At 73.1% G+C, this 23,400-nt stretch carries 27 protein-coding genes; 15 read left to right on the top strand and 12 right to left on the bottom strand.

All coding sequences use genetic code 11. The features are described 5' to 3' along the window. The first annotated feature begins 22 nt into the window (after nucleotides 1–22). Genes ABZ404_RS01115 through ABZ404_RS01130 form a run of 4 tightly spaced genes read left to right on the top strand, consistent with a single transcriptional unit; the run spans nucleotide 23 to nucleotide 3,763 of the window. Nucleotides 23–1,219: a cytochrome P450 gene (locus tag ABZ404_RS01115; protein ID WP_358834878.1), complete on the top strand. Its 1,197-nt coding sequence runs from the start codon at nucleotides 23–25 to the stop codon at nucleotides 1,217–1,219. Between the two features lie 35 nt (nucleotides 1,220–1,254). Further along, nucleotides 1,255–1,830, top strand: coding sequence for a cupin domain-containing protein (locus ABZ404_RS01120; RefSeq protein WP_358834879.1), 576 nt, complete (start codon nucleotides 1,255–1,257; stop codon nucleotides 1,828–1,830). Continuing rightward, nucleotides 1,827–3,065 carry a cytochrome P450 gene (locus ABZ404_RS01125; RefSeq protein WP_358834880.1) on the top strand — a complete coding sequence of 413 codons (1,239 nt, stop codon included), beginning with the start codon at nucleotides 1,827–1,829 and terminating at the stop codon, nucleotides 3,063–3,065. The genes ABZ404_RS01120 and ABZ404_RS01125 overlap by 4 nt, the downstream gene beginning before the upstream one ends. A gap of 59 nt (nucleotides 3,066–3,124) precedes the next feature. Then, entirely contained in the window at nucleotides 3,125–3,763 is a 639-nt protein-coding gene (locus ABZ404_RS01130) for a maleylpyruvate isomerase N-terminal domain-containing protein (RefSeq protein WP_358834881.1), read from the top strand. Between the two features lie 27 nt (nucleotides 3,764–3,790). Here ABZ404_RS01130 and ABZ404_RS01135 read toward each other — a convergent pair whose 3' ends face one another. Then, entirely contained in the window at nucleotides 3,791–4,546 is a 756-nt protein-coding gene (locus tag ABZ404_RS01135; protein WP_358834882.1) for a serine protease, read from the bottom strand. Between the two features lie 292 nt (nucleotides 4,547–4,838). Between ABZ404_RS01135 and ABZ404_RS01140 the strand changes: the two genes are divergently transcribed. The 6 genes from ABZ404_RS01140 to ABZ404_RS01165 all read left to right on the top strand — a co-directional run bounded on the left by ABZ404_RS01140 (nucleotide 4,839) and on the right by ABZ404_RS01165 (nucleotide 9,996). Next, a complete protein-coding gene (locus ABZ404_RS01140; protein WP_358834883.1) occupies nucleotides 4,839–5,522 on the top strand; it encodes a hypothetical protein in 684 nt (227 codons plus the stop codon). Between the two features lie 26 nt (nucleotides 5,523–5,548). After that, a complete protein-coding gene (locus ABZ404_RS01145; protein WP_358989974.1) occupies nucleotides 5,549–7,684 on the top strand; it encodes a tetratricopeptide repeat protein in 2,136 nt (711 codons plus the stop codon). Between the two features lie 102 nt (nucleotides 7,685–7,786). Then, the gene (locus ABZ404_RS01150; protein WP_358837848.1) at nucleotides 7,787–8,089 is read left to right on the top strand and encodes a hypothetical protein; all 303 of its coding nucleotides are present in this window, start codon (nucleotides 7,787–7,789) and stop codon (nucleotides 8,087–8,089) included. A 174-nt stretch (nucleotides 8,090–8,263) separates the two neighbouring features. Beyond that, nucleotides 8,264–8,761, top strand: a complete 498-nt coding sequence (locus ABZ404_RS01155) for a peptidylprolyl isomerase (protein WP_358837847.1) — start codon at nucleotides 8,264–8,266, stop codon at nucleotides 8,759–8,761. Nucleotides 8,762–8,905: 144 nt separating this feature from the next. Then, a complete protein-coding gene (locus tag ABZ404_RS01160; protein ID WP_358989977.1) occupies nucleotides 8,906–9,397 on the top strand; it encodes a hypothetical protein in 492 nt (163 codons plus the stop codon). A gap of 47 nt (nucleotides 9,398–9,444) precedes the next feature. After that, nucleotides 9,445–9,996, top strand: a complete 552-nt coding sequence (locus ABZ404_RS01165; protein WP_358834352.1) for a DUF2165 domain-containing protein — start codon at nucleotides 9,445–9,447, stop codon at nucleotides 9,994–9,996. Nucleotides 9,997–10,008: 12 nt separating this feature from the next. On the opposite strand, the gene ABZ404_RS01170 is transcribed toward ABZ404_RS01165, so the two are convergent. Next, nucleotides 10,009–11,550 carry an SDR family oxidoreductase gene (locus ABZ404_RS01170; RefSeq protein ID WP_358834353.1) on the bottom strand — a complete coding sequence of 514 codons (1,542 nt, stop codon included), beginning with the start codon at nucleotides 11,548–11,550 and terminating at the stop codon, nucleotides 10,009–10,011. 179 nt (nucleotides 11,551–11,729) lie between these two features. Between ABZ404_RS01170 and ABZ404_RS01175 the strand changes: the two genes are divergently transcribed. Beyond that, nucleotides 11,730–12,083, top strand: coding sequence for a nuclear transport factor 2 family protein (locus tag ABZ404_RS01175; protein WP_358834354.1), 354 nt, complete (start codon nucleotides 11,730–11,732; stop codon nucleotides 12,081–12,083). A 28-nt stretch (nucleotides 12,084–12,111) separates the two neighbouring features. On the opposite strand, the gene ABZ404_RS01180 is transcribed toward ABZ404_RS01175, so the two are convergent. The 5 genes from ABZ404_RS01180 to ABZ404_RS01200 form a co-directional block, all read right to left on the bottom strand. Beyond that, on the bottom strand, nucleotides 12,112–12,561 hold the full coding sequence (locus ABZ404_RS01180) for a VOC family protein (RefSeq protein WP_358834355.1): 450 nt from the start codon (nucleotides 12,559–12,561) through the stop codon (nucleotides 12,112–12,114). A 145-nt stretch (nucleotides 12,562–12,706) separates the two neighbouring features. Further along, complete coding sequence (locus tag ABZ404_RS01185; RefSeq protein WP_358834356.1) at nucleotides 12,707–13,069, bottom strand: hypothetical protein; 363 nt, start codon at nucleotides 13,067–13,069, stop codon at nucleotides 12,707–12,709. Nucleotides 13,070–13,235: 166 nt separating this feature from the next. Continuing rightward, nucleotides 13,236–13,529, bottom strand: coding sequence for a hypothetical protein (locus ABZ404_RS01190; protein WP_358834357.1), 294 nt, complete (start codon nucleotides 13,527–13,529; stop codon nucleotides 13,236–13,238). 105 nt (nucleotides 13,530–13,634) lie between these two features. After that, a complete protein-coding gene (locus ABZ404_RS01195) occupies nucleotides 13,635–14,672 on the bottom strand; it encodes a PHP domain-containing protein (protein ID WP_358834358.1) in 1,038 nt (345 codons plus the stop codon). A 137-nt stretch (nucleotides 14,673–14,809) separates the two neighbouring features. Then, complete coding sequence (locus tag ABZ404_RS01200) at nucleotides 14,810–15,262, bottom strand: subtilase-type protease inhibitor (protein WP_358834359.1); 453 nt, start codon at nucleotides 15,260–15,262, stop codon at nucleotides 14,810–14,812. A 402-nt stretch (nucleotides 15,263–15,664) separates the two neighbouring features. On the opposite strand from ABZ404_RS01200, the gene ABZ404_RS01205 reads away from it, so the two are divergent. Then, nucleotides 15,665–15,871: a hypothetical protein gene (locus ABZ404_RS01205; protein WP_358834360.1), complete on the top strand. Its 207-nt coding sequence runs from the start codon at nucleotides 15,665–15,667 to the stop codon at nucleotides 15,869–15,871. A gap of 31 nt (nucleotides 15,872–15,902) precedes the next feature. On the opposite strand, the gene ABZ404_RS01210 is transcribed toward ABZ404_RS01205, so the two are convergent. From ABZ404_RS01210 to ABZ404_RS01230, 5 genes are all read right to left on the bottom strand, one after another. Continuing rightward, complete coding sequence (locus tag ABZ404_RS01210) at nucleotides 15,903–16,430, bottom strand: ATP-binding protein (protein WP_358834361.1); 528 nt, start codon at nucleotides 16,428–16,430, stop codon at nucleotides 15,903–15,905. 300 nt (nucleotides 16,431–16,730) lie between these two features. Further along, a complete protein-coding gene (locus tag ABZ404_RS01215; RefSeq protein ID WP_358834362.1) occupies nucleotides 16,731–18,032 on the bottom strand; it encodes a radical SAM protein in 1,302 nt (433 codons plus the stop codon). Nucleotides 18,033–18,249: 217 nt separating this feature from the next. After that, nucleotides 18,250–19,185, bottom strand: coding sequence for a hydroxymethylbilane synthase (gene hemC / locus ABZ404_RS01220; protein ID WP_358834363.1), 936 nt, complete (start codon nucleotides 19,183–19,185; stop codon nucleotides 18,250–18,252). Nucleotides 19,186–19,405: 220 nt separating this feature from the next. Then, nucleotides 19,406–19,852, bottom strand: a complete 447-nt coding sequence (locus ABZ404_RS01225) for an SPW repeat protein (protein ID WP_358834364.1) — start codon at nucleotides 19,850–19,852, stop codon at nucleotides 19,406–19,408. Nucleotides 19,853–19,998: 146 nt separating this feature from the next. Next, complete coding sequence (locus tag ABZ404_RS01230; protein ID WP_358834374.1) at nucleotides 19,999–20,742, bottom strand: hypothetical protein; 744 nt, start codon at nucleotides 20,740–20,742, stop codon at nucleotides 19,999–20,001. A gap of 313 nt (nucleotides 20,743–21,055) precedes the next feature. On the opposite strand from ABZ404_RS01230, the gene ABZ404_RS01235 reads away from it, so the two are divergent. The 3 genes from ABZ404_RS01235 (at nucleotide 21,056) to ABZ404_RS01245 (ending at nucleotide 23,327) form a co-directional block, all read left to right on the top strand. Continuing rightward, nucleotides 21,056–21,574, top strand: coding sequence for a helix-turn-helix domain-containing protein (locus ABZ404_RS01235; RefSeq protein ID WP_358834365.1), 519 nt, complete (start codon nucleotides 21,056–21,058; stop codon nucleotides 21,572–21,574). 77 nt (nucleotides 21,575–21,651) lie between these two features. Beyond that, nucleotides 21,652–22,584: a ketopantoate reductase family protein gene (locus ABZ404_RS01240; protein WP_358834366.1), complete on the top strand. Its 933-nt coding sequence runs from the start codon at nucleotides 21,652–21,654 to the stop codon at nucleotides 22,582–22,584. Next, on the top strand, nucleotides 22,581–23,327 hold the full coding sequence (locus ABZ404_RS01245; protein ID WP_358834367.1) for an alpha/beta fold hydrolase: 747 nt from the start codon (nucleotides 22,581–22,583) through the stop codon (nucleotides 23,325–23,327). Before ABZ404_RS01240 ends, ABZ404_RS01245 begins: the two co-directional genes overlap by 4 nt. The last annotated feature ends 73 nt before the right edge of the window (nucleotides 23,328–23,400 follow it).

The following is a 23,400-nucleotide window of genomic DNA, read 5'->3' on the forward strand; positions in this document are numbered from 1 at the left end:
CACCGAGACAGGAGAGAACGCCATGGCCGCACCGCAGATCCACTTCTGGGCGCCGCCGGACCTGCCCGGCCTCGCCTTCGATCCGCTGCTCGCACGGCTGCTGCACGAGGAGCCGGTGGCCCGGGTGCGCCTGCCCAACGGCGAGGGCCACGCCTGGCTGGCGACCCGCTACGACGACGTGCGGTTCGTCTCCGTGGACCCCCGCTTCAGCCGGCAGGCCGTGATGGGCCGCCAGGTCACCCGGCTCGCCCCGCACTTCATCCCGATGGACGGAGCCGTCGGGTTCGCGGACCCGCCGGACCACACCCGTATGCGGCGCGTGGTCGCCAGCGCCTTCACCGCCCGCTCGATGCGCCGGCTGCGCGACCACGCCCAGCAGGTCGCCGACCGCCTCCTCGACCGGATGGCGGACCGGGGCGGCCCGCTGGACCTGATGGCCCACCTCAACCGGCCCTTCCCGCTCGCCATGGTGTGCGCGCTGATGGGCGTGCCGGACGAGGACCAGGCGAAGATGGCGCACTGGTCGGACACCATCATCTCCGCCGCGCGCGGCCGCGAGGCCAGCGAGCGGGCCAAGGCGGAGATGGCCGCGTACTTCCGCGACCTCATCGAGCGGCGCCGGGCCGAGCCCGAGGAGGATCTGGCGGGTGTGCTGGCGGGCGCCCTGGAGAACGGGGTGCTCGACCAGGACGAGGCCGTCGGCCTCGCCGTGCTCATCCAGATCGGCGGCGCCCACGCGGTCCGCAACAACAGCGCCAACATGGTGTACGCGCTGCTCACCCGGCCCGGACACCTGGCCCGGCTGCGCGCCGAGCCCGAACTCCTGCCCCAGGCCGTGGAGGAGCTGCTGCGCTACATCCCGCACCGCAACGCGGTCGGCCTCTCGCGGATCGCCCTGGAGGACGTCGAGGTGGGCGGGGTGACGATCCCCGCGGGCGACCCCGTCTACGTCTCGTACCTCACGGCCAACCGCGACCCGCGGGTGTTCGCCGACCCGGAGCAACTCGACTTCGACCGGAAGCACAACCCGCACGTCGCCTTCGGGCACGGCCCCCACTACTGCCCCGGCGCGACCCTGGCCCGGATGGAGTCCGAGATCCTGCTGCGCTCGCTGTGGGACCGCTTCCCCGGCCTGCGGCTCGCGGTGCCGGAGCAGGAGCTGGTGTGGGAGCGCGGGGCGCTGATCCGCGGGCCCAAAGAACTGCCGGTGCAGTGGTGAGCGCGCCCGACGTGCCGTACCGAGAGGAGACAGCCGTGGACGACCCCGGCCCGTACACCCGCCCCACCGAGGGTCTGGTGATCCCGCCCGGCGGCGGGCGGACCGTCAGGACCGCCGCCCAGCAGGTGACCTTCAAGGTCACCGGGGCGCACTCGACGGTCGCCTCCACGTTCGAGGTGGTGGTGCCGCCCGGCTTCGACGTCGGGGCGCACGCCCACAGCCGCAGCGAGGAGCTGTTCTACCTGCTGGAGGGCGAGCTGGACGTGATGGCCTTCGAGCCGAAGGTGCGCACCCGAGACGACTGGCGGGAGTGGGAGTCGCCGTCCGGGCAGCGCCACATCCGGGCCACGGCCGGGACGATGATCCTGGTGCCGCCGGGCTGCCCGCACGCCTTCGCCAACCCGACCGGCCGCCCCGCCCGGATGCTCTTCCAGGCCGCCCCTCCCCCGGACCACGAGCGCTACTTCGAGGAGCTCCTCGAACTCCTCGACAGCGGCGGCGGGTTCGACCCGGCGGCCGTACAGGAGCTGCGGGTGCGCTACGACATCGAGCAGCTGACGCCTCTGCGGCACTCCTCCGCCGCCCCGGCCCCGACGGCGGTGACGTCATGAGCGAGGACCTCATCACCGGTGAGCTGAGCCGGCGCACCTCCGAGGAGGCCACCGAGCACTTCTGGCCGGTGGAGCACCTGCACGAGCTGGAGTTCGACCCGCTGCTGCACCGGCTGCTGCGCGAGGAGCCCGTCGCCCTGGTGCGGATGCGGTTCGGGGAGGGCAACGCCTGGCTGGTGACCCGCTACCAGGACGTCAAGGAGGTCACCTCGGACCCGCGGTTCAGCCGGGCGCTGACCGTCGACCGGCCGGTGACCAGCATGACCCCGCACGTCGTGGCCCCCGCCGGCGGCATCGGCCGCACCGATCCGCCCGACCACACCCGGCTGCGGCGGCTCCTCGCCCAGACCTTCAACCGCAAGCGGGTCGCGGTCCTCAGGGTGGAGGCGGAGGCGATCGCGGAACGGCTGGTCGGGGAGATGCTGGCGCGGGGCGCGCCCGCCGACCTCACCGAGTACGTGACCGGACCGATGCCGGAGCAGGTGATCGGGAAGCTCCTCGGGGTGCCGGAGGCCGACCTCGGCCGGCTCCAGACCTGGCGCGGCGTCATCCTCTCCAGCGACCACTCCCTGGAGGAGAGCAACGCGGTCAAGGCCGAGATCGCCGGATACTTCAGGTCGCTCGCGGACCACCGCCTCGAACACCCGGGCGACGACCTGTTCAGCGAGCTGTCCCAGGCACAGGCGGAGGGCGCGCTCAGCCGCCCGGAGCTGATCTCGCTCGCCGTGATGATCGTCCTCAACGCCCTCGACCAGGTCCGCAACCAGTGCTCCACGATGGTGTACACCCTGCTCACCCACCCCGCGCAACTGGCACGGCTGCGGGCCGAGCCGGCGCTGCTGCCCATGGCCATCGAGGAGTTGCTGCGGTTCATCCCGCAGCGCAACGGTGTGGGGCTGCCCCGGATCGCCACCGAGGACGTACCCGTGGGCGATGTGCTCATCCGCGCCGGGGAGGCCGTCTACGTCTCGTATCTGGCCGCCGACCGCGACCCGGAGGTCTACACCGAGCCGGACCGCCTGGAGCTGACCCGCGACGAGTCGCCCAACCTCGCCTTCGGGCACGGCGCGCACTACTGCCTGGGGGCCGCCCTGACCCGGATGCAGCTGGAGGTGATCCTTTCCACGCTGCTGCGCATGGCCCCCGGTCTGCGGCTCGCGGTCGCGCCGGAAGAGGTGCGCTGGCGGCGCGGCTCGATCAACCGCGGCCCGGAGACACTGCCACTTGCCTGGTGAGGGCGCGTGCCCGGGGAAGGCGCTTGCCCGGTGAGGGTGGCGGACGGCATCGTACGGGAATGACCTCACCCCGGAACGACTTCCTGGCCCTGGCGAACACCGTCCCGGACCTGCTGCGCGACCCGGCCGTCGCCGCCGCGTGGTCCGGGCCGAGCGCGCTCGCCGCGTTCTCCGTGGCCGGTCTCGCGGGCCATCTCGCCTACCAGGTCCTGTCGATCCCGGCCGCGCTCGCCGGTCCCGTACCGGCCGAGCCCGTGGTCCCGCTGCTCGGGCACTACGAGCGGGTGGAGTGGATCGGGGCGGAGCTCGACGCCGAGATCAGCGTACGGATCCGGCGCGGCGGCGAGAGCGATGCCGTGGACGGCCCGAAGGCGCTGGCGGACCGGGTGGCCGAGGCCGTGGCCGAGCTGACGGACACCCTGGCCTCGGTGGAGAACCGGCCGGTCCGCATCCCGCTCTGGGGCCCGTGGTCGCTGCTGCTCGACGACTTCCTGACCACCCGGACGATGGAGATCGCGGTGCACGGCGACGACCTGGCGGTGAGCGCGCACATCCCCACGCCGCCGTGGGCGCCGGACGCGGTGGAGGGCGTGGTCGACCTGCTCGCGCGTCTGGCCGTGCGCCGGCACGGCCCGACGGCGGTACTGCGGGCGCTCAGCCGCGAGGAGCGGGCGCCCCGCACGATCGCCGCCTTCTGACCACGGCGGGGCCGCCGCCCGGACCGGCTACAGCCCGAGCTCCGGCGCGACCGTGCTCACCTTGGTGAACACCGAGACCGGGTGCTGGGTGTCGCAGTACTTGTTGCCGGTCGACACGATGCCGATCAGCTTGCCGTCCGCGACCAGCGGGCCGCCCGAGTCGCCGGGGCAGATGCTGTCGGTGGTGCCGGTGCGCGGCAGCCCGCAGACGCGGAGGTCGCGGGTGTCGGCGGGGTCGGTGTAGGGGGCGCACGAGGCCTGCGGGGCGAGCCGGAGCGTGGCCTGCTTGAGCCGGGTGCCGGGGGCGCCCGGGCCGGTCATCCCCCACCCGTACACGGTGGCCGTACGGCCGTCCCGGTAGAGGGCGGTGTCCTTCTTCTTCGCCAGGGGCAGCGGCTTGTACGGAAGGGGCTTGTCCAGGGTGATCAGGGCCGCGTCGTGGTCCAGGTTCCAGTTGAAGTCGGGGGCGACCTCGAACGCGGCCACATGGCGCACCCGGCCGCCGGTGGAGGACAGGTCCGCCCGGCCGCCGACCACCAGCAGGGCCTTGGGGTCCGCCGCGTTCCCGAGGCAGTGCCCGGCGGTCAGGACCTTGTCCGGCGCGATCAGCGTGCCGCCGCACCACTGCGAACCGTCGGGATTCTCCAGGACCACCGCGAACGAGGGCGTGCCCGTAGCGGTCCCGCCCCCGTGCACGGCGGAGGCCGGGACGGCACCGGCCGCCACCAGCGCGGCGGCGGCCACGACCGCGCCCACGACGGTCCGGCTCGTCTTCTTCGACATGGCGGTCTCACATTTCGTCAGGAAGGGCGGGACCGGCCGGTCCCGCGGCCCCACACTCGCCCCGGCGCCGTCCCGGCCGCCAGCCCCGGCGGCGAGTTGGGGACGCCGGGACGTTCCAACGGCTCCCACCTGCGCGTACGCGGGTCCCTGGAACAGGGAACTGGGACGCGTACGGCCCGGGTCCGCCTCTTCTCGCCCCGCGCGAGAGGAAGTTCCGACCGTCTGACAGGGCGTTCGCTCCGCCGATACGGTGTGCGGGCGAATCCGTATGCGGTATCCGGGACGGAGTGCGATGGCGAGACGTGGGGGGCGCGGCCGTGCCTGGCTGGTCGGCGGCGCGGGGGCGGCAGCGGTCGGCACGGTCCTGGTCCTGGCCCCGGGCGGAGTCCTGTCGTGGTCGGGCGGGGTGGTGGCGGCCGCGACCGCCGCGTATCTGAGCCAGGACCTGCCCCGAAGGTTCAGCGACCGGCTGGCGCGGCGCCGGGCGGGTGAGGACGCCGGCACGGCGGTCCCCGTCCTCGTCTCCGCACAGATCAGGAACCAGGACTACGTGGTGCTGGACGAGGGCGGCCGGACCGTGGAGATCCCCGCGAGCGGGCACACGCTCCGGCTGGTCGTGACCGGCGCGGGACCGCTGCCCGTGGTGCTGACGGAGCTGCGCGCCGAGGTGATCGCGCGGGCCGACCGCGGCGGGGACCTCTCACGGCACGCCGCCGAGATCCCGTTACGGCGGTTCGAGGTGCTGCTCGACGCCGATCCGCCGCGCGTCCGCCCGCTCTCCGGCAGCGACTTCCCGTACCAGGTCGGCCAGGAGGCGGTGGAGGTTTTCGACCTGGAGGTCAGGACCGGGACCGGGGACGTCACCTGGGCGCTGTGGCTCGACTGGTCCTGCGGGGGCCGGACCGGGAGCGTACGGGTGGACCTCGGCGGCCGTCCGTTCCGCACCGCCGCCCGCCACGCGCGTCCGGCCGCCTGATGGCGCCGGACCCCACGCCCCGCGGCGTGGCCCTCGCCACCCTCGCTCCGCTCGTCCTGGGAGGCGCGGTCCTGCTCGCGGGCGGCACCGACCTCTGGCCCGCGTGGGCGGGCGTCTTCGTGGTCGCCGCCGTGTCGGGGAGCCTGGCCGCGCGGCGCCGGAGGTCCGTCCGGCCCTCTTCCCCGCCGGCCCCTCCCCCGCCCGAGGGAAGCGGCTCCGCGATGTACGCGATGCAGCGGCCCGTCCGGGACGTGCCCGCGACCGGGCTTCCCGACGACGTGCCGTACACGCTGCGGGTGACGAGCCGCAGCCAGCTCGCGCTGATCGGGCCACCCGGTTCGGGGACCGGCTCCGAGGCCGCGTTCATCCCGCTCACCGGCCACAACCTGGTGCTGTCGCTGACCGCGGACGGCCCGTCGGAGGTCACGCTGGTACGTCTGCAGGCCCGGGTCACCGAGCACGCCTCGCTCGTCGCGGACGGCGTCAGCATGGCGCACAGCCGGGTGCCGGACATGGTGCTCAGCCCCGATCTGCTGGAGTCCATCCAGCGGTCCGTGGAGGCGTACGAACCGTTGCGGCGGCCTGACTTCGAGGTTCGGCTCGACGACGGCCCGGCGGCCGTCCGGCCCGTCGACGAGGACGCGCCCGCCCTCCCGCTCACCGTCCCCCGGGGCGGCGGCGCCACCCTCGTGCTGGCACCCGTCACCGCGTCCGGCGCCTGGGTGCACTGGCGGCTCGACGCCGAGATCGTCTGCGACGGCCGTACGTACCGCCCGCGTTGGGAGCTGACCGTCACCGCCAGGACCGGCATCTCGACCTACCAGCCGGGCGGCGCCCCGAACAGCACCCCGGTGCACCAGCTCCACCCGGACCACTGGGACCCGGCCACCCGCGACGAGCCACCGGGCCAGGACGCCGTGTCGCGGAGCGCCTTCGCGGTCGCGGCCCACGCCACCGCCGACGGCACCGGCATCCTGCGCGGCCCCTCGCGCACCGGCCCGGACCCGGAGACCGGTGAGGCCCTGCGCCTGCGCGAGGCGGGCGACCGGCATCTGGCGGCCGGCCGGCCGCGCGAGGCGGCGGACGCCTACCGGGCCGCCGCCGGGGCGGGCAGCGGCCAGGCCGCGCTCACCCTGGGCCAGTTGCTCCACGACCGGGGCGACCTCGCGGGCGCGCGGCGCTGGTACGAGCTGGCGGCCGAGCGCCGGGTCGGGAACGCCTTCAACAACCTCGGCCTGGTGGCGCTCCAGGACGGCCGGAGCGAGGAGGCCGAACACTGGTACCGGCGCGGCATGGACGAGGGCGACTGGGCCGCCGCCGACGGGCTGGCCGCCCTCGTCGCCGAACGCGGCGACACCGCGCAGGCGGAGACGCTGTGGCGGCTCGCCGCCGCGGGCGGGCGGACCAACGCGGCGCAGAACCTCGCGGTCCTGCTCAACCGCCAGGGGCGCACCGCCGAGGCCGAGGAGCTGTGGATCCGCGCGGCCGGGGAGGGCAGCGACGAGGCCGCCGTCCACGCCGGGTTCCTGCGGCACCGGGCCGGGGACCTCGTGGCGGCCGAGCGCTGGTGGCGCGAGGCCGCCGAGCGGGGGCACGGCCGGGCGGCCTACTACTACGGCATGCTGCTGGCCCGGGACGGCCGCACCGATGCGGCGGAGCACTGGTGGCGGCAGGCCGCCGAGCGGCTCACCGCCCCGGAGCGGCCCACCGGGAGCGGCCTGCGCCACCGGATCGGCGAGAGCGGCGACTCGGGCGAGGCGCTGTGCGCGTACGAACTGGCCTGCCTGCTCGACGAGAAGGGCGACCGGGCCGGGGCGGAGCGGTGGTGGACCGCCGCGGCCCGGGCCGGGCACGTCGAGGGGGTGCTGCGGGTCGCGCAGGTGGCGATGAACGACCACGACGACCTCGACGGGTGTCTGTCCTGGCTGCGGATCGCCGTCGAGGACGAGCGGACGCCGGTGGACCGGCTGGCGACGGCGGCGGACGCGCTGCGGCGGCTCGCGGAGGGCCTGTACGACGCCACGCGCCCCGACAACCCGGACGCGCTCGCGGCGTGCGCGCTGGCGGTCGAGGCGTACGCACGGCTGCGCGGTCCGGATCCGGCGGCCTACGAGGAGGCCTACCGCCGGGTGCTCGCCTTCCGGGCACGTCTGGGCCGGTAGCGGAACCGGCTCGATCCGGCTGTCCGCGCGGGGCGTTGGCTTGTCGGTCGGGCGCACGGGGCATAGCCCTACCGTTCGCTGTGCACCCGGCGAGGAGGGCGTGTGGACAAGGACGAGGAACGGCGGCTGCGGGCCGTCGCGCCGGAGATCTCCCGTACCACGATCGATCTGCTGCGCACGGTCGTCGGCATGGAGCCCGCCGAGCGGGTGCCCGAGGAGGCGCTGAGGGCGGCCGACCGGGTACTGGCGCGGCACGGTCCCGACGGGCTGCGGGTGCTGGTCATGAGCATGGCCGGGTGGGCGGCGATCGGTATCGAGACGAACGCGCGCCTGACCGGCAAGACGCACGAGGCCTACCTCGACGAGATGGAGCTCACCTGCCTGGAGGCCAATCCCGACGGCTGACACGGACGGCCGACGGGGACCGGTGACGGGCCGCCGCGGAGGGCCGCGGCCGCGCGCCGGACCGGCCCCGGCACCCCCTCCGACCTGGGCCGCCGCCCCGCCCGAACCGGTGCGCGGGCCCCCGCGAGGGTGCCCGGAGCGCGGGTTCGCCGGACGGGATGTCAGGATGGGGGCATGACGACCAAGGTCTACTTCGACATCACCATCAACGACGAGCCCGCCGGGCGGATCAACTTCAACCTGTTCGACGACGTGGTCCCCAAGACCGCGGAGAACTTCCGCGCGCTCGCCACGGGCGAGAAGGGCTTCGGCTACGCCGGTTCCTCCTTCCACCGTGTGATCCCGGACTTCATGCTCCAGGGCGGCGACTTCACCCGCGGCGACGGCACGGGCGGCAAGAGCATCTACGGCGAGAAGTTCGCCGACGAGAACTTCACCCTCAAGCACGACCGCCCGGGCCTGCTGTCGATGGCCAACGCCGGCCCGAACACCAACGGCTCGCAGTTCTTCGTCACCACCATCGTCACCGGCTGGCTGGACGGCAAGCACGTCGTCTTCGGCGAGGTGGCGGACGAGGACAGCATGAAGCTCGTCCGGAAGATCGAGAGCCTCGGCTCGCAGAGCGGCAAGACCAAGGCGAAGATCACCATCTCCGCCTCCGGCCAGCTCTGACGGTTTCCCTCCGTCAGCTGTCCGCCGACGGCGGTCCGAGGGGCGCACGTCCTGCGTGAGCCCCTCGGCGCGGCGGCCCACCGCGTCACCCGAGTGGACGATCCCGATCCGGCCTCCCGCGTGATCGGTGCTTGACTCGACCGCATGATCCTTCGTACGCGAGTCCATGCCGCCGGGATCGCGGCGGCCGCCGCGCTGCTCGGCCTGCCGGCCGCCGGGCCCGCCGCCGCCGGTCCCCCTCCCGGCTCCGACCCCGTTCAGGCCACCGTGCCCGCGCCCGCGCCCGTGTCCGCCCTCGCCGCGCAGGACCAGGTCGAGGCGTTCCTCGCCGCGTACCTCAAGGCCCGTATGGGCACCACCGAGGACGCCACCCCGGACGAGGTGCGCAGGACGTTCCTCACCCCGGAGCTGAACCGGGCGCTCACCGCCTGGGCGGCGGCCCACCCCGCCCAGGACCCTGTGTTCCGCGCGCCGAACGCCCCTTCCTCCTGGACGTTCCGGGGCGCCGGCCGCGACACGTCGAGCGTCGTCGTCACCCAGCGGTGGGGCGACGGCACCACGGCGGACGTCCTGTACACGGTCCGGCCGGGCGACCTCCTGATCACCTCCATCGCGGACCGGCCCGCCACCGGCTGATCCCGGTCCGCGGGTTTCACCCGCGGCACCGCCGGGGAGAGTCGGGCATGACTCCAAGGCCCTCCGCCAGGCCGTCGCTGCGCCGACGGGCCGGCGCGCTCCCGGTGCTGCCCCTGACCGCGGCCCTGCTCACCGCAACCGTCGCCCTCTACATGGCACTTGTGGCGCTCGGGAACATCACGGACTTCGGCACCAACCGCGCGTTCGTCCACCATGTGCTGGCCATGGACACCACGTTCAAGGACCCCGACCTCACCTGGCGGGCCATCGACTCCACCGCGCTCCAGGACGTCGCGTACGTCCTCATCATCGTGTGGGAGACGGTCGCCGCGCTGGTGCTCGTCGCGGCGGGCGTGGTGTGGGCGCGGGCGCTGCGGGGCGGCGGTGCCTTCGTGCGGGCGCGTCGGCTGAGCACGGTGGGGCTGCTGATGGTGCTGCTGCTCTTCGGCGCCGGGTTCATCGCGATCGGGGGCGAGTGGTTCGCGATGTGGCAGTCCAAGACCTGGAACGGACTGGAGGCGGCGACGCGGAACTTCGTCCTGGCCGCGGTCGCCCTGCTCGTCGTCCACCTCCCGGGTGTCGAGGAGCGGAGCGTCTGACGCGGGCCGGCGTCAGCCCTCGCGGCCCGCTTCCGCCCGCTCGCCCGCTTCCACCCGCTCGGTCTCTTCCACCCGCATCGCCGCCCGGGTGATGTTGCGCGCCATTCCCCCGAAGACCACGGCGTGGAACGGCGACACGCTCCACCAGTACGCGTGCCCGAGGAGACCGTGCGGATGGAACAGGGCGCGCTGGCGGTAGCGGGTGCGGCCGTCGGGTTCGCGCTCGGCGTACATCTCCAGCCAGGCGAGCCCCGGCAGCCGCATCTCGGCGCGCAGCCGCAGCAGACGCGGCCGGGTGATCTCCTCCACGCGCCAGAAGTCCAGCGAGTCCCCCACCCGCAGCCGCGCCGCGTCACGGCGTCCCCGGCGCAGCCCCGCGCCGCCGGAGAGCCGGTCCAGCCAGCCGCGTACGGCCCAGGCGAGCGGGAAGGAGTACCAGCCGTTCTCGCCGCCGATGCCCTCGATGACCCGCCACAGCGCCTCCGGCGAGGCGTCCACCACGCGCTCGCGGCAGTCGGTGTAGAGGCTGCCGCCCGCCCAGTCGGGGTCGGTGGGCAGCGGCTCGCTGGGGGCGCCGGGGAGCGCGGCGGAGGACCAGCGGGTGACCACGTTGGCCTCCTTGATCCGCCCCAGGGCGAGCGCGATCGCCTCGTCGAAGCCGATGGGCGTGCCGGGCGGGTCGGGCACGTACCGCGCGATGTCGTGCCCGTGGCAGACCATCTCGTGGCGCAAAGACTCCGCGAGCGGTCGCGCCAGACCGCCGGGGACCGGGGTGACCAGGCCGATCCACTCGCTGGATAGCCGCGGCGGCAGCATCGGCACCCGCAGGATCAGCCGGTGCGGCAGCCCGGCGACCTCGGCGTACCGGCGCATCATCTGCTCGTAGCTGAAGACGTCGGGGCCGCCGATGTCGAAGGTCCGGCTGACGTCGGCGGGCAGCCGGGCGCACCCCACGAGGTAGCGCAGCACGTCCCGTACGGCGATGGGCTGGACGCGGTTGCCCAGCCAGCTCGGGGTGATCATCACCGGAAGGCGTTCGGTCAGATGGCGCAGGATCTCGAACGAGGCCGAGCCGGAGCCGATGATGACGGCGGCGCGCAGCACGGCCGTCGGCACGGCCGAGCCGAGCAGGATGTCGCCCACCTCGGCGCGGGAGCGCAGATGCGGCGACAGTTCCCGCTGCGGTACGCCCGCGGGGATGAGGCCGCCGAGGTAGACGACGCGCCGGACCCCGGCGGCCGCGGCCTGCTCGGCGAAGATCCGGGCGGCCGAGCGGTCGGTGGTCTCGAAGCTCCGCCCGGTGCCGAGCGAGTGCACCAGGTAGTACGCCACGTCCACACCGCGCAGCGCCGCCCCGACCGACTCCGCGTCCGTGACGTCGCCCCGTACGGTCTCCACGCGCCCGGCCCACGGGTGGTCGCGCAGCTTGCCCGGGGTACGGGCCAGACACCGCACGCGGTACCCGGCGTCCAGGAGCTCGGGCACCAGCCGGCCGCCGATGTAGCCCGTCGCGCCGGTCACCAGGACGAGTTCCGGGCCGTCGTCGCTCTTCATTCCGCCTCCGCCGCTCACCGTGCCCTGCGCCCACGATCTCCCGCGGGCACCGTTTCCGCACGGCACGACACCGTTTCCGGCCGCACGGTTTGCCCCGGGCGTCCCGGCGGAGGAGGCTCGAAGCGTAGGCCCCTCGCGGCCCACCAGGCGCGGGCCGCGACCTTCTGGAGGAGGTCATCATGGGCACCGCCTTCGACACGGAGACACTGCGCCGCGGCATCGAGGGCCACGACGCGAAGGCCCTGCTGTCGCTGTACGCGGACGACGCGGAGATCCGCGTCGTCGACCGCAACAGCCAGCCGAGCCGCCCGATGGTCATGCACGGCCAGGGCGAGATCTCCCGGATGCTCGACGACGTCTACGGCCGGGACATGACGCACAAGGTGGAGCGGTGCGTGGTCCAGGAGGACACCGTCGCGTACACGGAGTCCTGCGAGTACCCCGACGGCGTACGGGTGCTGGCCAGTTCGATGATGTCGCTCAAGGACGGCAAGATCGTCGACCAGACCGTGGTGCAGGCCTGGGACGAGTAGTCCGCCCGGGGACGAGGCACCGGAGGGGCTACTGCACGCAGAACTCGTTCCCCTCCGGGTCCGCCATGACCACGTGGTTGGTGCCGGGCTCCACGACCACCTGGAGCACGGTCGCCCCCAGGCCCTCCAGGCGCTCGACCTCCGCCTCGCGGTGCTCGGGGCCGAAGTGCAGGTCCAGATGGAGGCGGTTCTTCACCCGCTTGGGCTCGGGAACGCTCTGGAAGAGCAGCCGGCGGCCGAGACCCATGCCGGAGGCCGCCTCCACGGGGTCGTCGGGGTGGCGCACGGCGGCCAGGGTCCGCCAGGCCGTGCGGCCTCCGGTCCGCGTGTACAGCTCCTCGGTGACCGCTCCCGCCGCGGCCAGCCGCTCGATGAGCGCCGTGTGGTCCTCCACCTCGTAGCCCAGGGCCTCGGCCCAGAACGCGGCGAGGCGCCGCGGCCGGGCGCAGTCGACGACGAGCTTCCAGTGGACGGCCATGCGGCTCTCCCGGTGGGGGACGTTTTCTGCGGACGTTGCGGACGTACGGAGCGTCGGCGCACACGTGGCGCCGCCGGCGCGCGGGATGACAGAACGGGGGCGCCCGGCCGCGTGGGCGCGAGCGCCCCCGTTCCGTACGGGAGACTCAGTTCGTTCTGACGAGGGTCCAGGCGTTGGGGTCGAAGCTCGGGACCACCGAGTAGCGGCAGGCGCTGTTGTAGAACGTGCTGGTGATGGTCCAGCCCGCGGGCGGGTACGTGGAGGCGCAGGCGTTGACCCTGGTGCCGACCGGGTAGCCCGTGAGCTGCATGATCCTCTTGCTGTTCGGGCTGAAGCCGGATCCGCAGCCGGCGCTGTTCCACCACTGGGTGGCCACCCACCCGGTCGGGGTGAGCGTCGAGGCGCACATGTTCAGGGTGTCACCGGGCGCGGCGTTGGCGGGGGTCGTCCCGGCGACGCAGGCGGCGGCGGCCAGAAGGGCGAGACAGGCGAAACGGGTCCGTATCACGGGCGGTCTCCTCGTCAGTGCAGCGGAGGTACACCGACCATGCCGGCGTCCGGTCACTTGCGCTGAGCAATTCCTACCGGCACGTGCGGCCCGCGGACAGCCACCTTTCGGCCCGGGCGGCGAACAGGTATTCGGCCGCTGTCCGCCGTCCGGCCGCCCGCGCTCCCTATCCGAGGCCCGGCATCAGGCCCATGATCGGCGCGACCGGGTCGGTGACCTGGTGGAGCTGGTTGAGGTCGTTCAGCTTGTTCAACTGGGAGAGCTGGGGCCCCACGTGGGGCATCCGGGCGCGCTCCTCGGCCGGGACGGAGCTGTTCACGAGCCCGTCGAGCACGGCGATCGGGGAGAGGCCCGCGGACTTGGCTCCGGCCGGGCCCGCGGCGTCCGCCGCGGAGGCGCCGAGGCCCGAGACTCCGGCGGCGAGGGCGAGGACTGTGGCGATACGTCGTGTTGAGATCACGCCCTGACAACCGGCCGACACCGCCGATGGACACGGCCACCCGCCCGCCTCACCCGAGAAGACGACGCCGCCCCGCCACGGCGGCCGCCGGTCGCCGCCCGTACGTCAACCGCGCGCGGGGGTACGGCCCTGCCGCGTCCACGCGAGCAGCTCCTCGCGCGTCCACGTCGTGACGACCCGCTCCGCCGGGACCCCGCACTCCTGCGCACGGGCGCAGCCGAAGACCTGCCAGTCGAGTTGGCCGGGGGCGTGCGCGTCGGTGTCGATGGAGAACAGCACCCCCGCCTCGACCGCCCGGCGCAGCAGCCGGCGGGGCGGGTCCAGGCGCTCGGGGCGGCTGTTGATCTCGACGGCCGTGCCCGACTCGGCGCACGCGGCGAAGACCTCGTCCGCGTCGAACTCCGACTCGGGGCGCTTGCCCCGGCCCCCGGTGACCAGCCGGCCGGTGCAGTGCCCGAGCACGTCGGCGTGCGGGTTGCGGACCGCGGCGACCATGCGGCGGGTCATCGCGGCGGCGTCCATACGGAGCTTGGAGTGCACCGACACCACCACGACGTCCAGCCGCTCCAGGAGTTCCTCCTCCTGGTCGAGCGAGCCGTCCTCCAGGATGTCGCACTCGATGCCGGTGAGCAGGCGGAACGGCGCCCACCGCTCGTTCGCCTCCGCCACCACGTCCAGCTGCCTGCGCAGCCGTTCCGGGGAGAGGCCGTTGGCGACGGTCAGCCGCGGCGAGTGGTCGGTGAGGACCGCCCACTCGTGGCCGATCTCCGCGGCCGCCCGCCCCATCTCCTCGATGGGGCTGCCGCCGTCGGACCAGTCGGAGTGGAGGTGGCAGTCGCCGCGCAGGGCCGCGCGCATCCGCTCACCGCCCTCGGCGAGGGGCGCGGCGGCGCCTTCCTCCTCCAGCCGCCGCAGATACCGGGGCTCCTCGCCCGCCAGGGCCTCCACCACCACCTGGGCGGTCTTCGGGCCGATCCCCCGCACGGACTCCAGGGACCCGGCGCCCGCACGCTTCTCGGCCTCGCCGTCCGCCATGTCCGCGATCACGTCGGCGGCCGTACGGAACGCCTTGACGCGGTACGTGGGGGCCTGGGTGCGCTCCAGCAGGAACGCGATCCGCCGCAACGCCGTCACCGGGTCCATCGCCACCTCCGACCGTCCCCATTGTCCGCCGCCGTCCCGCCCGGCGCACTCCGCGCACGGGCCGGACGGCACGGAGGCGGGGCACCCCTTGGGGGATGCCCCGCCGTTCGTACGGATGTGCCCGGGAGCGCGCTCGGTCAGAACGCGAAGAGGACGCCCTGGCCCGCCTGCTTCAGGCAGGGGTTGCCGAAGGTGTACTTGTACGAGACGCGCTGGCCCTCCCACACGCCGTCGGCCGTGACCGTCATCGGCTTCCACTCCTTGGTACACACCACCCCGGCCGGCGGGCCCGCCGTGATCGCGGCGAAGTTCCCCTGGTTGCGCCGGAGCTCCTGGCAGGCGTCCTTGGGCGCCGGGTGCGTCCCGGAGGGGGCGGGCGCGCAGGTGAGGGTGACCGCGCGCAGCACGGAGGCGCCGTCGTCCCCAGTGCCGGGCGCCACGGTCAGGACGAGCGCGGACGGCGCGTACAGGCTCATCGCGGCACCCCGGGTGTCGTGCTGATCGGCGCCGGCCGCACCCGGTACGGCGACCGCGGCACCGGCCAGAGCCAGCGCGGCCACCAGAGTCGTACGCCCAAGCGTCTTACGCATATCGAACACTCCTGTCATTCAGGGACGGATGAACGAGGGCGAGTCTTGTCCAGGTCCGGGCGGGCCGCAGCGCGTCGTATACGGATTCGGTCACCCTCCGCCACCCCCCGATCGCGTAAAGTTGCAGGCCAGAGCCACCCGAACGATCGGACGGGCTGATGGGTGCCTGCGGAGAAGAAGGCGCAAAGCCGCCTCTGCTTGGGTTTCTAAAGCAACGAGAACATTGAATCTTGAATAGTAAGGTTTCGGCCCGCATTCATGCGTGGGTCACCACCCGGCTCCCCGGCCGTGCCCGAGTGGCGCCGCCGGACGTGCGCGGATCCGGGGCGGGCGTCAGAGTGGGGGCGGTGCCGCGCCCCCCCCCACCCGGCACCCCTGGGCCCCACGAAGGAGCAGCACGCGATGGAACACCACATCGTCGCCGAGATGACCGAGCCCGACGACACGCTCAAGGAGTGGCACATGGTCCGCGCCGGCCAGGACGTGTCCATGTGCGGCCGCGCGCTCGACATGAGCCGGCCCCAGCTGCCGTCCGACGCGTGGGGAACCGAGCGGGCGCGGCCGTTCTGTCACACCTGCGGCGCCCTGTTCCTGCGCGAAGTGCCGTGAAACAGGGCGCCGGGGCCGTACCGCGGTCCGTCTATCCGCACAGATGCGGCTCGCGCTCCAGTGGGATCCCCACCGGGCGGCGCACCACCGTGGCGGGCGGGCGCTGCGCCGCCGCCAGTACGGGCAGGGGCTTGGTGCGGACCAGGGCCTGCGCGTCGGGCGCCTCGGCCCGCAGCGTGAACCAGACGACCTTGCCGCCATCCGTGGCGTGGGTGCCCCAGCTGTCGCTGAGCGAGGCCACCATGGCCAGGCCGCGGCCACGGGCCGCGAGGGGCTCGTCGCCGCCGAGGACGGGCAGGCGCGGGTCGCGGTCGAGGACGGCCGCGGTGAGCCGGCGGCCGGTCCAGCGCAGTTCGAGCGTGCAGTTCTTGTCACCCTCGGCGTGCCGGAACACGTTGGTGAGCAGCTCGCACACACCGAGGCTGACCGGCTGGATCAGACACTCCAGCCGCCAGTACCGAAGGTGTGCGGCGACGATCCGGCGGATCTGCGGCACCCGCTCGGGGGCCGCTTCCAGATCCAGGGTGTACTGACGGTTGACTTCCACGACCACGCCCACGACTGCGCTCCTCATCAGGACGGCCGGCGGAGCCGGCTGCTGCCGCTTTGACATGACAGCCCCGAGAAAGCGGTAAGTAGTCACTCAGATACAGAGCGAACGCAATCAGCGTGACCCCAACCGGGTGAACGCGCAACACAGGCGGCCGGTCGGCCCCCCTCCACCCCTGGTCAGGGCAGCAAAAGAGCCCCGGCAGGACGGGGGAGACCTGCCGGGGCTCGTACATGGGGCGGGTGAACCGGCGCCTCAGCGCGGCCCGCATATAGATGAATCATAAACCATGGCTGGAGTGCCGCTCGACTAGGCCGGCAGGCTGTCCATGAAGGAGCTCACCGAGAACACCGCGTTCCCCGGCCCCGCGGGCCCGTAGCCGGGCGGGGAGGCCAGGCCGTACTCGTCCATCGTCGCCCGGTACGCCTCCAGCAGGCGGATGTGGTACTCCAGCGGCGCGCCCTGCGGGTTGGCCTTGCCCAGCGGGGTCGTCGGCTCGGGGCACCAGGTGGTGAAGCGCGGGGTGATCCCGCGCGACATGAAGAAGCGCAGGCCCTCGACCGTGGACGCGATCGCCTCGTCGACGCCTGTGAAGCCGAAGGGCTCGGCCATCTCCACGCCCGCGACGAAGTTCGGGATCACATGGCGCGGGCCGAAGATCTCCGCCGAGTCGAGGATCCGCCGGTGCCACTCGTCGCGGCCGACGTACTCCTCCTTGCCCGGGCAGTACAGCTCGAACAGCCGCCGGTCCCACACCTCGTAGTTGGGGTGGTAGATCCGTACGCCGTAGTCGTGGAAGCGTTGCACGTCCTCCTTGGGAAGGGCCTGGGCGACGACCTTGCCCGTCCAGCGGCCGGGGAAGCGCTCCTCGATCGCCTTGGCGTACATCCCGTAGAAGTCGGCCTCGTCGCGCCCGCCGACGTGCGAGGTGATCGCGCCGCCGGTGAGGGTGTACGCGGTGGACGCCTTGGCGGTGTCGTACCGGTCGATGATCTCCAGCGCCTCCAGGATCTCCTCGACCGGCTTCACGCCCGTGTAGGGACGCCCGGCGGCCTTGTGCTGGCGCCAGTTGTGGTTGATGTCGCAGTACTGGCACTCCTGCTTGGCGCCGAAGTACTGGCAGACCCGGAAGACGGTCAGATAGATGAGATAGCCCCACTGGATCGTCGGGGCCACCTCCATCACGGACTTGCCGTTGGACAGCTTGTGCTTGTAGTACTCGGGCATCGGGGGCAGCCCCACGTCCGAGATCCGTTTGCCGTCCAGGTACAGACCGAGCATGCCGTGGTCGTCGGCCGCGACCCGGTACGGGGACGCCGGGTTGACCCGCACCGACACCACCGTGCGGCGCAGGTCGTACGGGCCGCCGGTCAGCACGATCTCCTCCGGCGGGCGGCGCAGCGCGGCCGCGCCCAGCTCCGGGAGGGTGCGGTGGTCGAAGGAGAAGATGAAGTACGACTTCGGCTTGACCTCTCCGGACTCGTTGTCGCTGAGCGCGGAGTCGTCGAAGGCCATGCCTCCGCGCAGCAGATCTTCCTTGATCACGGCTTCCCGGGGCACTCCCGGGAACCGGGCCATCAGTGATTCGACCTCGTCGGTACGGCTGAGCATCTGCGGGCGTCCTCCGGTCCAGTCGCTTACCTGTCCCACTGAACCTATGCTCTCGCCGGCTTCGCCGATGGACTGGGCATCGACGACGAAGCCGGCGAGCGGGAGCCATGCTAGTGGCGGGGCGATCTTCACCGGATCGGTCCCAGGTCGCGCTTGTCCTCCGTCCAAAGGCGTAGGCACCGCGGGAGCGGCCCGGGCGTCCGTCGCCCGGGCCCGCTCAGTGGGCGATCGAGTCGATCAGCTCACGGGCTCCCTGGCGCAGCAGGGTGACGGCGACGGAGGTGCCGAGGGTGGCCGGGTCGAGCGGGCCCGCCCACTCGTGGGCGTTGAGGACGGTCTTGCCGTCGGGGGTGAACACACAGGCGCGCAGCGACAGGTCGCCGTTGCGGGCGGCTCGCGCGTATCCGGCGATCGGGCTGTTGCAGTGGCCCTGGAGGACGTGCAGGAACATCCGCTCGGCCGTCGCCTCCCGGTGGGCGTCGGGGTCGCCGAGGTCGCTCACCAGGTCGATCAGGTCGCGGTCGCCCTCGCGGCACTGGAGGGCGAGGATGCCCGCGCCGATCGGCGGGCACATCACCTCCGGGGAGAGCACCTCGGTGATCGCGTCGGTGCGGCCGATGCGCTCCAGACCGGAGGCGGCGAGCAGCAGGGCGTCCGCCTCGCCGGCGGCCAGCTTCTCCAGGCGGCGGTTGGCGTTGCCGCGCATGGGGACGCAGCGCAGCTGGGGGTGGGAGGCGGCGAGCTGGGCGACGCGGCGGACGGAGGAGGTGCCGATACGGGTGCCGTCGGGCAGCTCGTCGAGGGTGCGGCCGCCGGGGTGGATCAGGGCGTCGCGGATGTCGTCGCGCTTGAGGAAGGCGGCGAAGACGGTCCCGGCGGGCAGCGGGCGGTCGGCGGGCACGTCCTTGACGCAGTGCACGGCGAGATCGGCCTGCCCCGCCAGCAGCGCGGCGTCCACCTCCTTGGTGAAGGCGCCCTTCCCCTCGACCAGCGAGAGATCGCCCATCCACTTGTCGCCGGTCGTCCTGACCGGGACGACCTCGGTGGCCACCCGGGGGTGCAGGGCCGCGAGTTCGGCGCGTACGCGTTCCACTTGCGCGAGCGCCATGGGCGAGTCTCGCGAGACGATCCGGATCAGCTCGGGGGTGGGCATGCGTCCACGATAGGGGCAGCGCGCGGATATCGCGTACAACACCCCTGGGACCCCAGAGGCTGTGCCGGGCACGGGAGTTGACGCGCGGTTGCGACGATCAGCAGAGACGATCAGCAGACGGGGAAAGCCGACGGGCCCGCCGGACGCGGGCGGGCCCCCGGCCGCGGCTGGCACGGGCGGGGACCCTCGGAAGGGCGGCTGTGCGGGCAGCCGCCGCGGATCAGGTGGCCCTCTTGTTCTTGCTCATCAGCATGCCGCCCGCGACCAGCGCGAACAGGCACACCGCGCCACCGGTGATGACGTTGCTCAGGACCGCGCCGGTGCCGGGGTGGCGGGCGACCACCCAGGGAGCGACGATCAGCCAGGCGCCCATCAGCAGGACCACGAGGTTCAGGTCCTGCGACCGCTCCGGGACGATGGACATGCACAGGCCCACGACCGCGAGAGCGATGCCGACGATCAGGTTGGTCAGGGCCAGCGTCGGCAGGGAGTTGGAGAAGTGCACGGTCCAGCCGGAGATGGCCGCGTAGATGCCGGCGAGGATCACTAGTTCCTCGACCGCCGCGACCCCTCGGGTCTGCAGCATCGCCGCGTACCTGTCCCGCATCTCCGGTACGTCGGGGTGCCCGGAAAGGTCACCTGGTCGGTGGTGAGAGACGTCGGCCATGTGACTCGCCTCCTTCTGGTCTCTGCAAGTCTTGGCCCCGATGCGACATCCGGTCGCGGTTCCAGTGTGCTCTTATCTGTCCTTTATGCGAAGTTTTACCGTTATTCAATATCTACAGAACTTATGAGCGTTCTGTGTGGAGATGCTCAGGCCAGGGCCTCGGCGGCGGCCACCGCGCGCCGGTTGCGCCACCGCGACCAGCCGCGCCGCAGGGCGGCGGGCCCCAGATCCACGCGGCCGTGCAACAGGCCGAGCACGATGGCCGTACCCACCGCGATCAGATGCTCACGCCCGGCCAGATTGGGCTTCACGACCGCTTCGAAGAGCATCGAGCCGCCGGTCAGGGCGAAGACGACCGGGGCGCGGCGGACCACGGAGAGATAGGTGAACAGACCGACCACGGCCGCCGACGGGCCGGTGTCCAGCACCTGCCCGACCTCGCGCGGCAGGCCCAGACCGCCCCAGGTGCCGGGGCCGAGCGCGATCATGACGCGGGCGCTGAGCGTCCCGGCCAGGGTGGTCACGTACGCGATCACCAGCGTCCGGGTGCGGCCGATCACCAGCTCGGCGAGGGCGAAGCCGAGGAAGAGCTGGGTCAGGCCCGCCCAGACGGGCAGGTCGAGGGCCGGGACGAAGAGCGAGACGGGGGTGCGCAGCAGGGCCAGCCACAGCGGCAGATCGGCCCTGACCTCACCGGTCAGCCGGACCACCACCGCGCCGGCGTGGGTCAGGTGGATGGCGTGGAAGACGGTCACCGCCACACAGGCGAGCACGCCGAGGAAGAGACCGCGCAGACCCCGGTGGACCAGTTGCCGTACGGGGTCGACCACGATGCCCTGGAACTCGCCGCGCAGGGTGCGCGCCACGAACCGGACGCACCGCGCGGACAGTTCGGCCCCCCGCCCGGGTCTCCTGGCGCTCGTCGCGGGCGGCGCGTCCACCGCGCCGGCTCCCCGGACGGCGTCGCCGCCCCCCACCCCGTCACGACGGCCGTCGGCAAGTCGGAACACTGGTCGATCAACCCCTCAACGCTGCGACGCCCGGCAGTCAAGACATTCGGCGCGTAGCTCCCCACGTACCCCCAGATCGTGCACCAGGTCGGACACGCGCCGCGCACGGGGGTCCACACCAAGGTAATCACCGGCGGAAGGAGCTTCAAGGATTCGGTTCACTCACCGAACCATTCTGGGTTAGGGTCGGCCCATGACGCTGCCGCGCGACTACACCGGCCAGTCCTGCTCCCTGGCGCGCTCCCTGGAGATCGTCGGGGAGCGCTGGACGCTGCTGATCGTGCGGGACGCCTTCTACGGGGTGCGCCGCTTCGGCGAGTTCGCGGCGCATCTCGCGATCCCCCGCGCCGTTCTGACCGACCGGCTCACCACCCTCACCGAGGAGGGCGTCCTGACGAGGGTCCCGGCCGGGCGCCGCGAGGCGTACGAGCTGACGCCGAAGGGCGTGGCGCTGTGGCCGGTGGTGCGGGCGCTCACCTGCTGGGGCGACGAGTACTACGCGCGGGGCGGCCCGCGCCGGGTCTACCGGCACGCGGCCGACGAGGCGCCGATCGCGGCCGACGGGCGGTGCACCCGCTGCGACCAGGCCGTGGAGGCGGCGGACATCCTCGTCACCCCCGGCCCCGGACTGGGCCCGGCGGGTGAGGACGACGACCCGGTGACGGTGGCTCTGAGCCGCCCCCACCGGCTGCTCCAGCCCCTGCGCGCCTGACACCGCTCCTCCCTCTCGTACGACGAAGTCCAAGACGATGTCCACGACGATGTCCACGACGAAAAAGGTGTACGCATATGAAGATCCTGGTCGTCGGCGCCGGAGCCACCGGTGGCTACTTCGGCGCCCTGCTCGCCCGCGCCGGACGCGACGTCACGTTCCTGGTGCGGCCACGGCGCGCGGCGGTGCTGCGCGAGCGGGGCCTGCGGCTGACCGGCTCGGGCGAGGACGAGGTGCTCACCCCGCGTCTGGTCACCGCCGACGAGATCACGGGGCCGTACGACCTGGTCCTGCTGTCGGTGAAGTCCACCGCCCTGGAGCAGGCCGTCGAGGACCTCGCCCCGGCGGTCGGTCCGGGCACCGCGATCGTGCCGCTGCTCAACGGCATCCGCCATCTCGACGTGCTCAACGGCCGCTTCGGCAAGGAGGCGGTGCTCGGCGGGGTCGCCAAGGTCATCACCACTCTGAACGACGAGGGCGACATCGTCCGCCTCGCGCCGCTGGCGGTCCTCGTCCTCGGGGAGCAGGACGGCGGCACTTCCGCCCGTGCCCGTACCGAGGAGATCCGCGCCGTGCTGGCCGGGGCGGGCATCGACGCGAGCGTGTCGCCCGACATCCTCGCCTCGATGTGGCACAAGTGGGTCTTCATCACCACCCTGTCGACGGTGACCTGTCTGATGCGCGGCGAGGTCGGTGACGTCGTGGCCGTCCCGGGCGGCGCCGGGATCGGGCCGGCCGTCCTCGCCGAGGGGGCCGCTGTGGCGGCCGCGGCGGGATACCCCGTTCCCGAGAGCGAACGGGAGTTCACCACGTCCCTGGTCACCCAGGCCGGCTCCGCCTTCGCCTCCTCCATGTACCGCGACCTGGTGTCCGGTTTCCCCACCGAGGTGGAGCACGTCTTCGGGGACCTGACCGCGCGGGCCCGCGCCCTGGCGGTGCCCACGCCGCTGCTCGACCTGACCACCGCGCATCTGCGGGTGCACCAGCACCGCGTGGAGGCCGGGCGATGACGACGAGCCCCTGGATCAAGCGGTTCCATCCGGCGCCGCAGGCCCCGACCCGCCTCGTCTTCTTCCCGCACGCGGGCGGCTCGGCCACCTCCTTCTTCGCCGCCTCCAGGGCGCTGGCACCGGAGGTGGACGTGCTGGCGCTCCAGTACCCGGGGCGGCAGGACCGGCTGGCCGAGCGCCCGGTCGAGGACATGGGCACGCTGGTCGACCGCGTCACCGAGGAGCTGATGCCGTGGACCGACCGGCCACTCACCCTCTTCGGCCACAGCATGGGCTCCTCCGTCGCCTACGAGGTGGCGCTGCGGCTGGAGGAGAAGGGGATGCAGGCGCTGGGCCTCTTCGCGTCCGGCCGGGCCGCTCCCCGCGTACCCGTGACCCGTCGGCTGCATCTCGCGGACGACGACGAGCTGATACGCCACCTCGGCGAGCTGTCCGGCACGGACTCCCAGCTCCTCGCGGACGAGTCGCTGCTGCGGATGGTGCTGCCCGCGCTGCGCGGCGACTACCGCGTCCTGGAGACGCACCGCCCCGAGCCGGACCGGTCGCTCAGCTGTCCGGTGGTGGCCCTGTGCGGCGACGCTGACCCGGTGGTCGATCCCGCCGACGTGGCCCTGTGGGAGCGGCACACCTCGGCGTCCTTCCGGATGCGGGTCCTCGCCGGCGGCCACTTCTTCCTGGACGCCCATCTGCCCGTCGTGGTGCGGGAGGTCCACGACCACATCGCGGCGGCGACCGCGCGCTGAGGGACGGGCGCGGGGACGGGCGCGTGGACGTGGACGTGGACGTGGGCGGGAGCGTGGGTGGGGGCGCTCACGC

This window comes from Streptomyces sp. NPDC005878 (assembly GCF_040629815.1).
GTDB lineage: Bacteria > Actinomycetota > Actinomycetes > Streptomycetales > Streptomycetaceae > Streptomyces.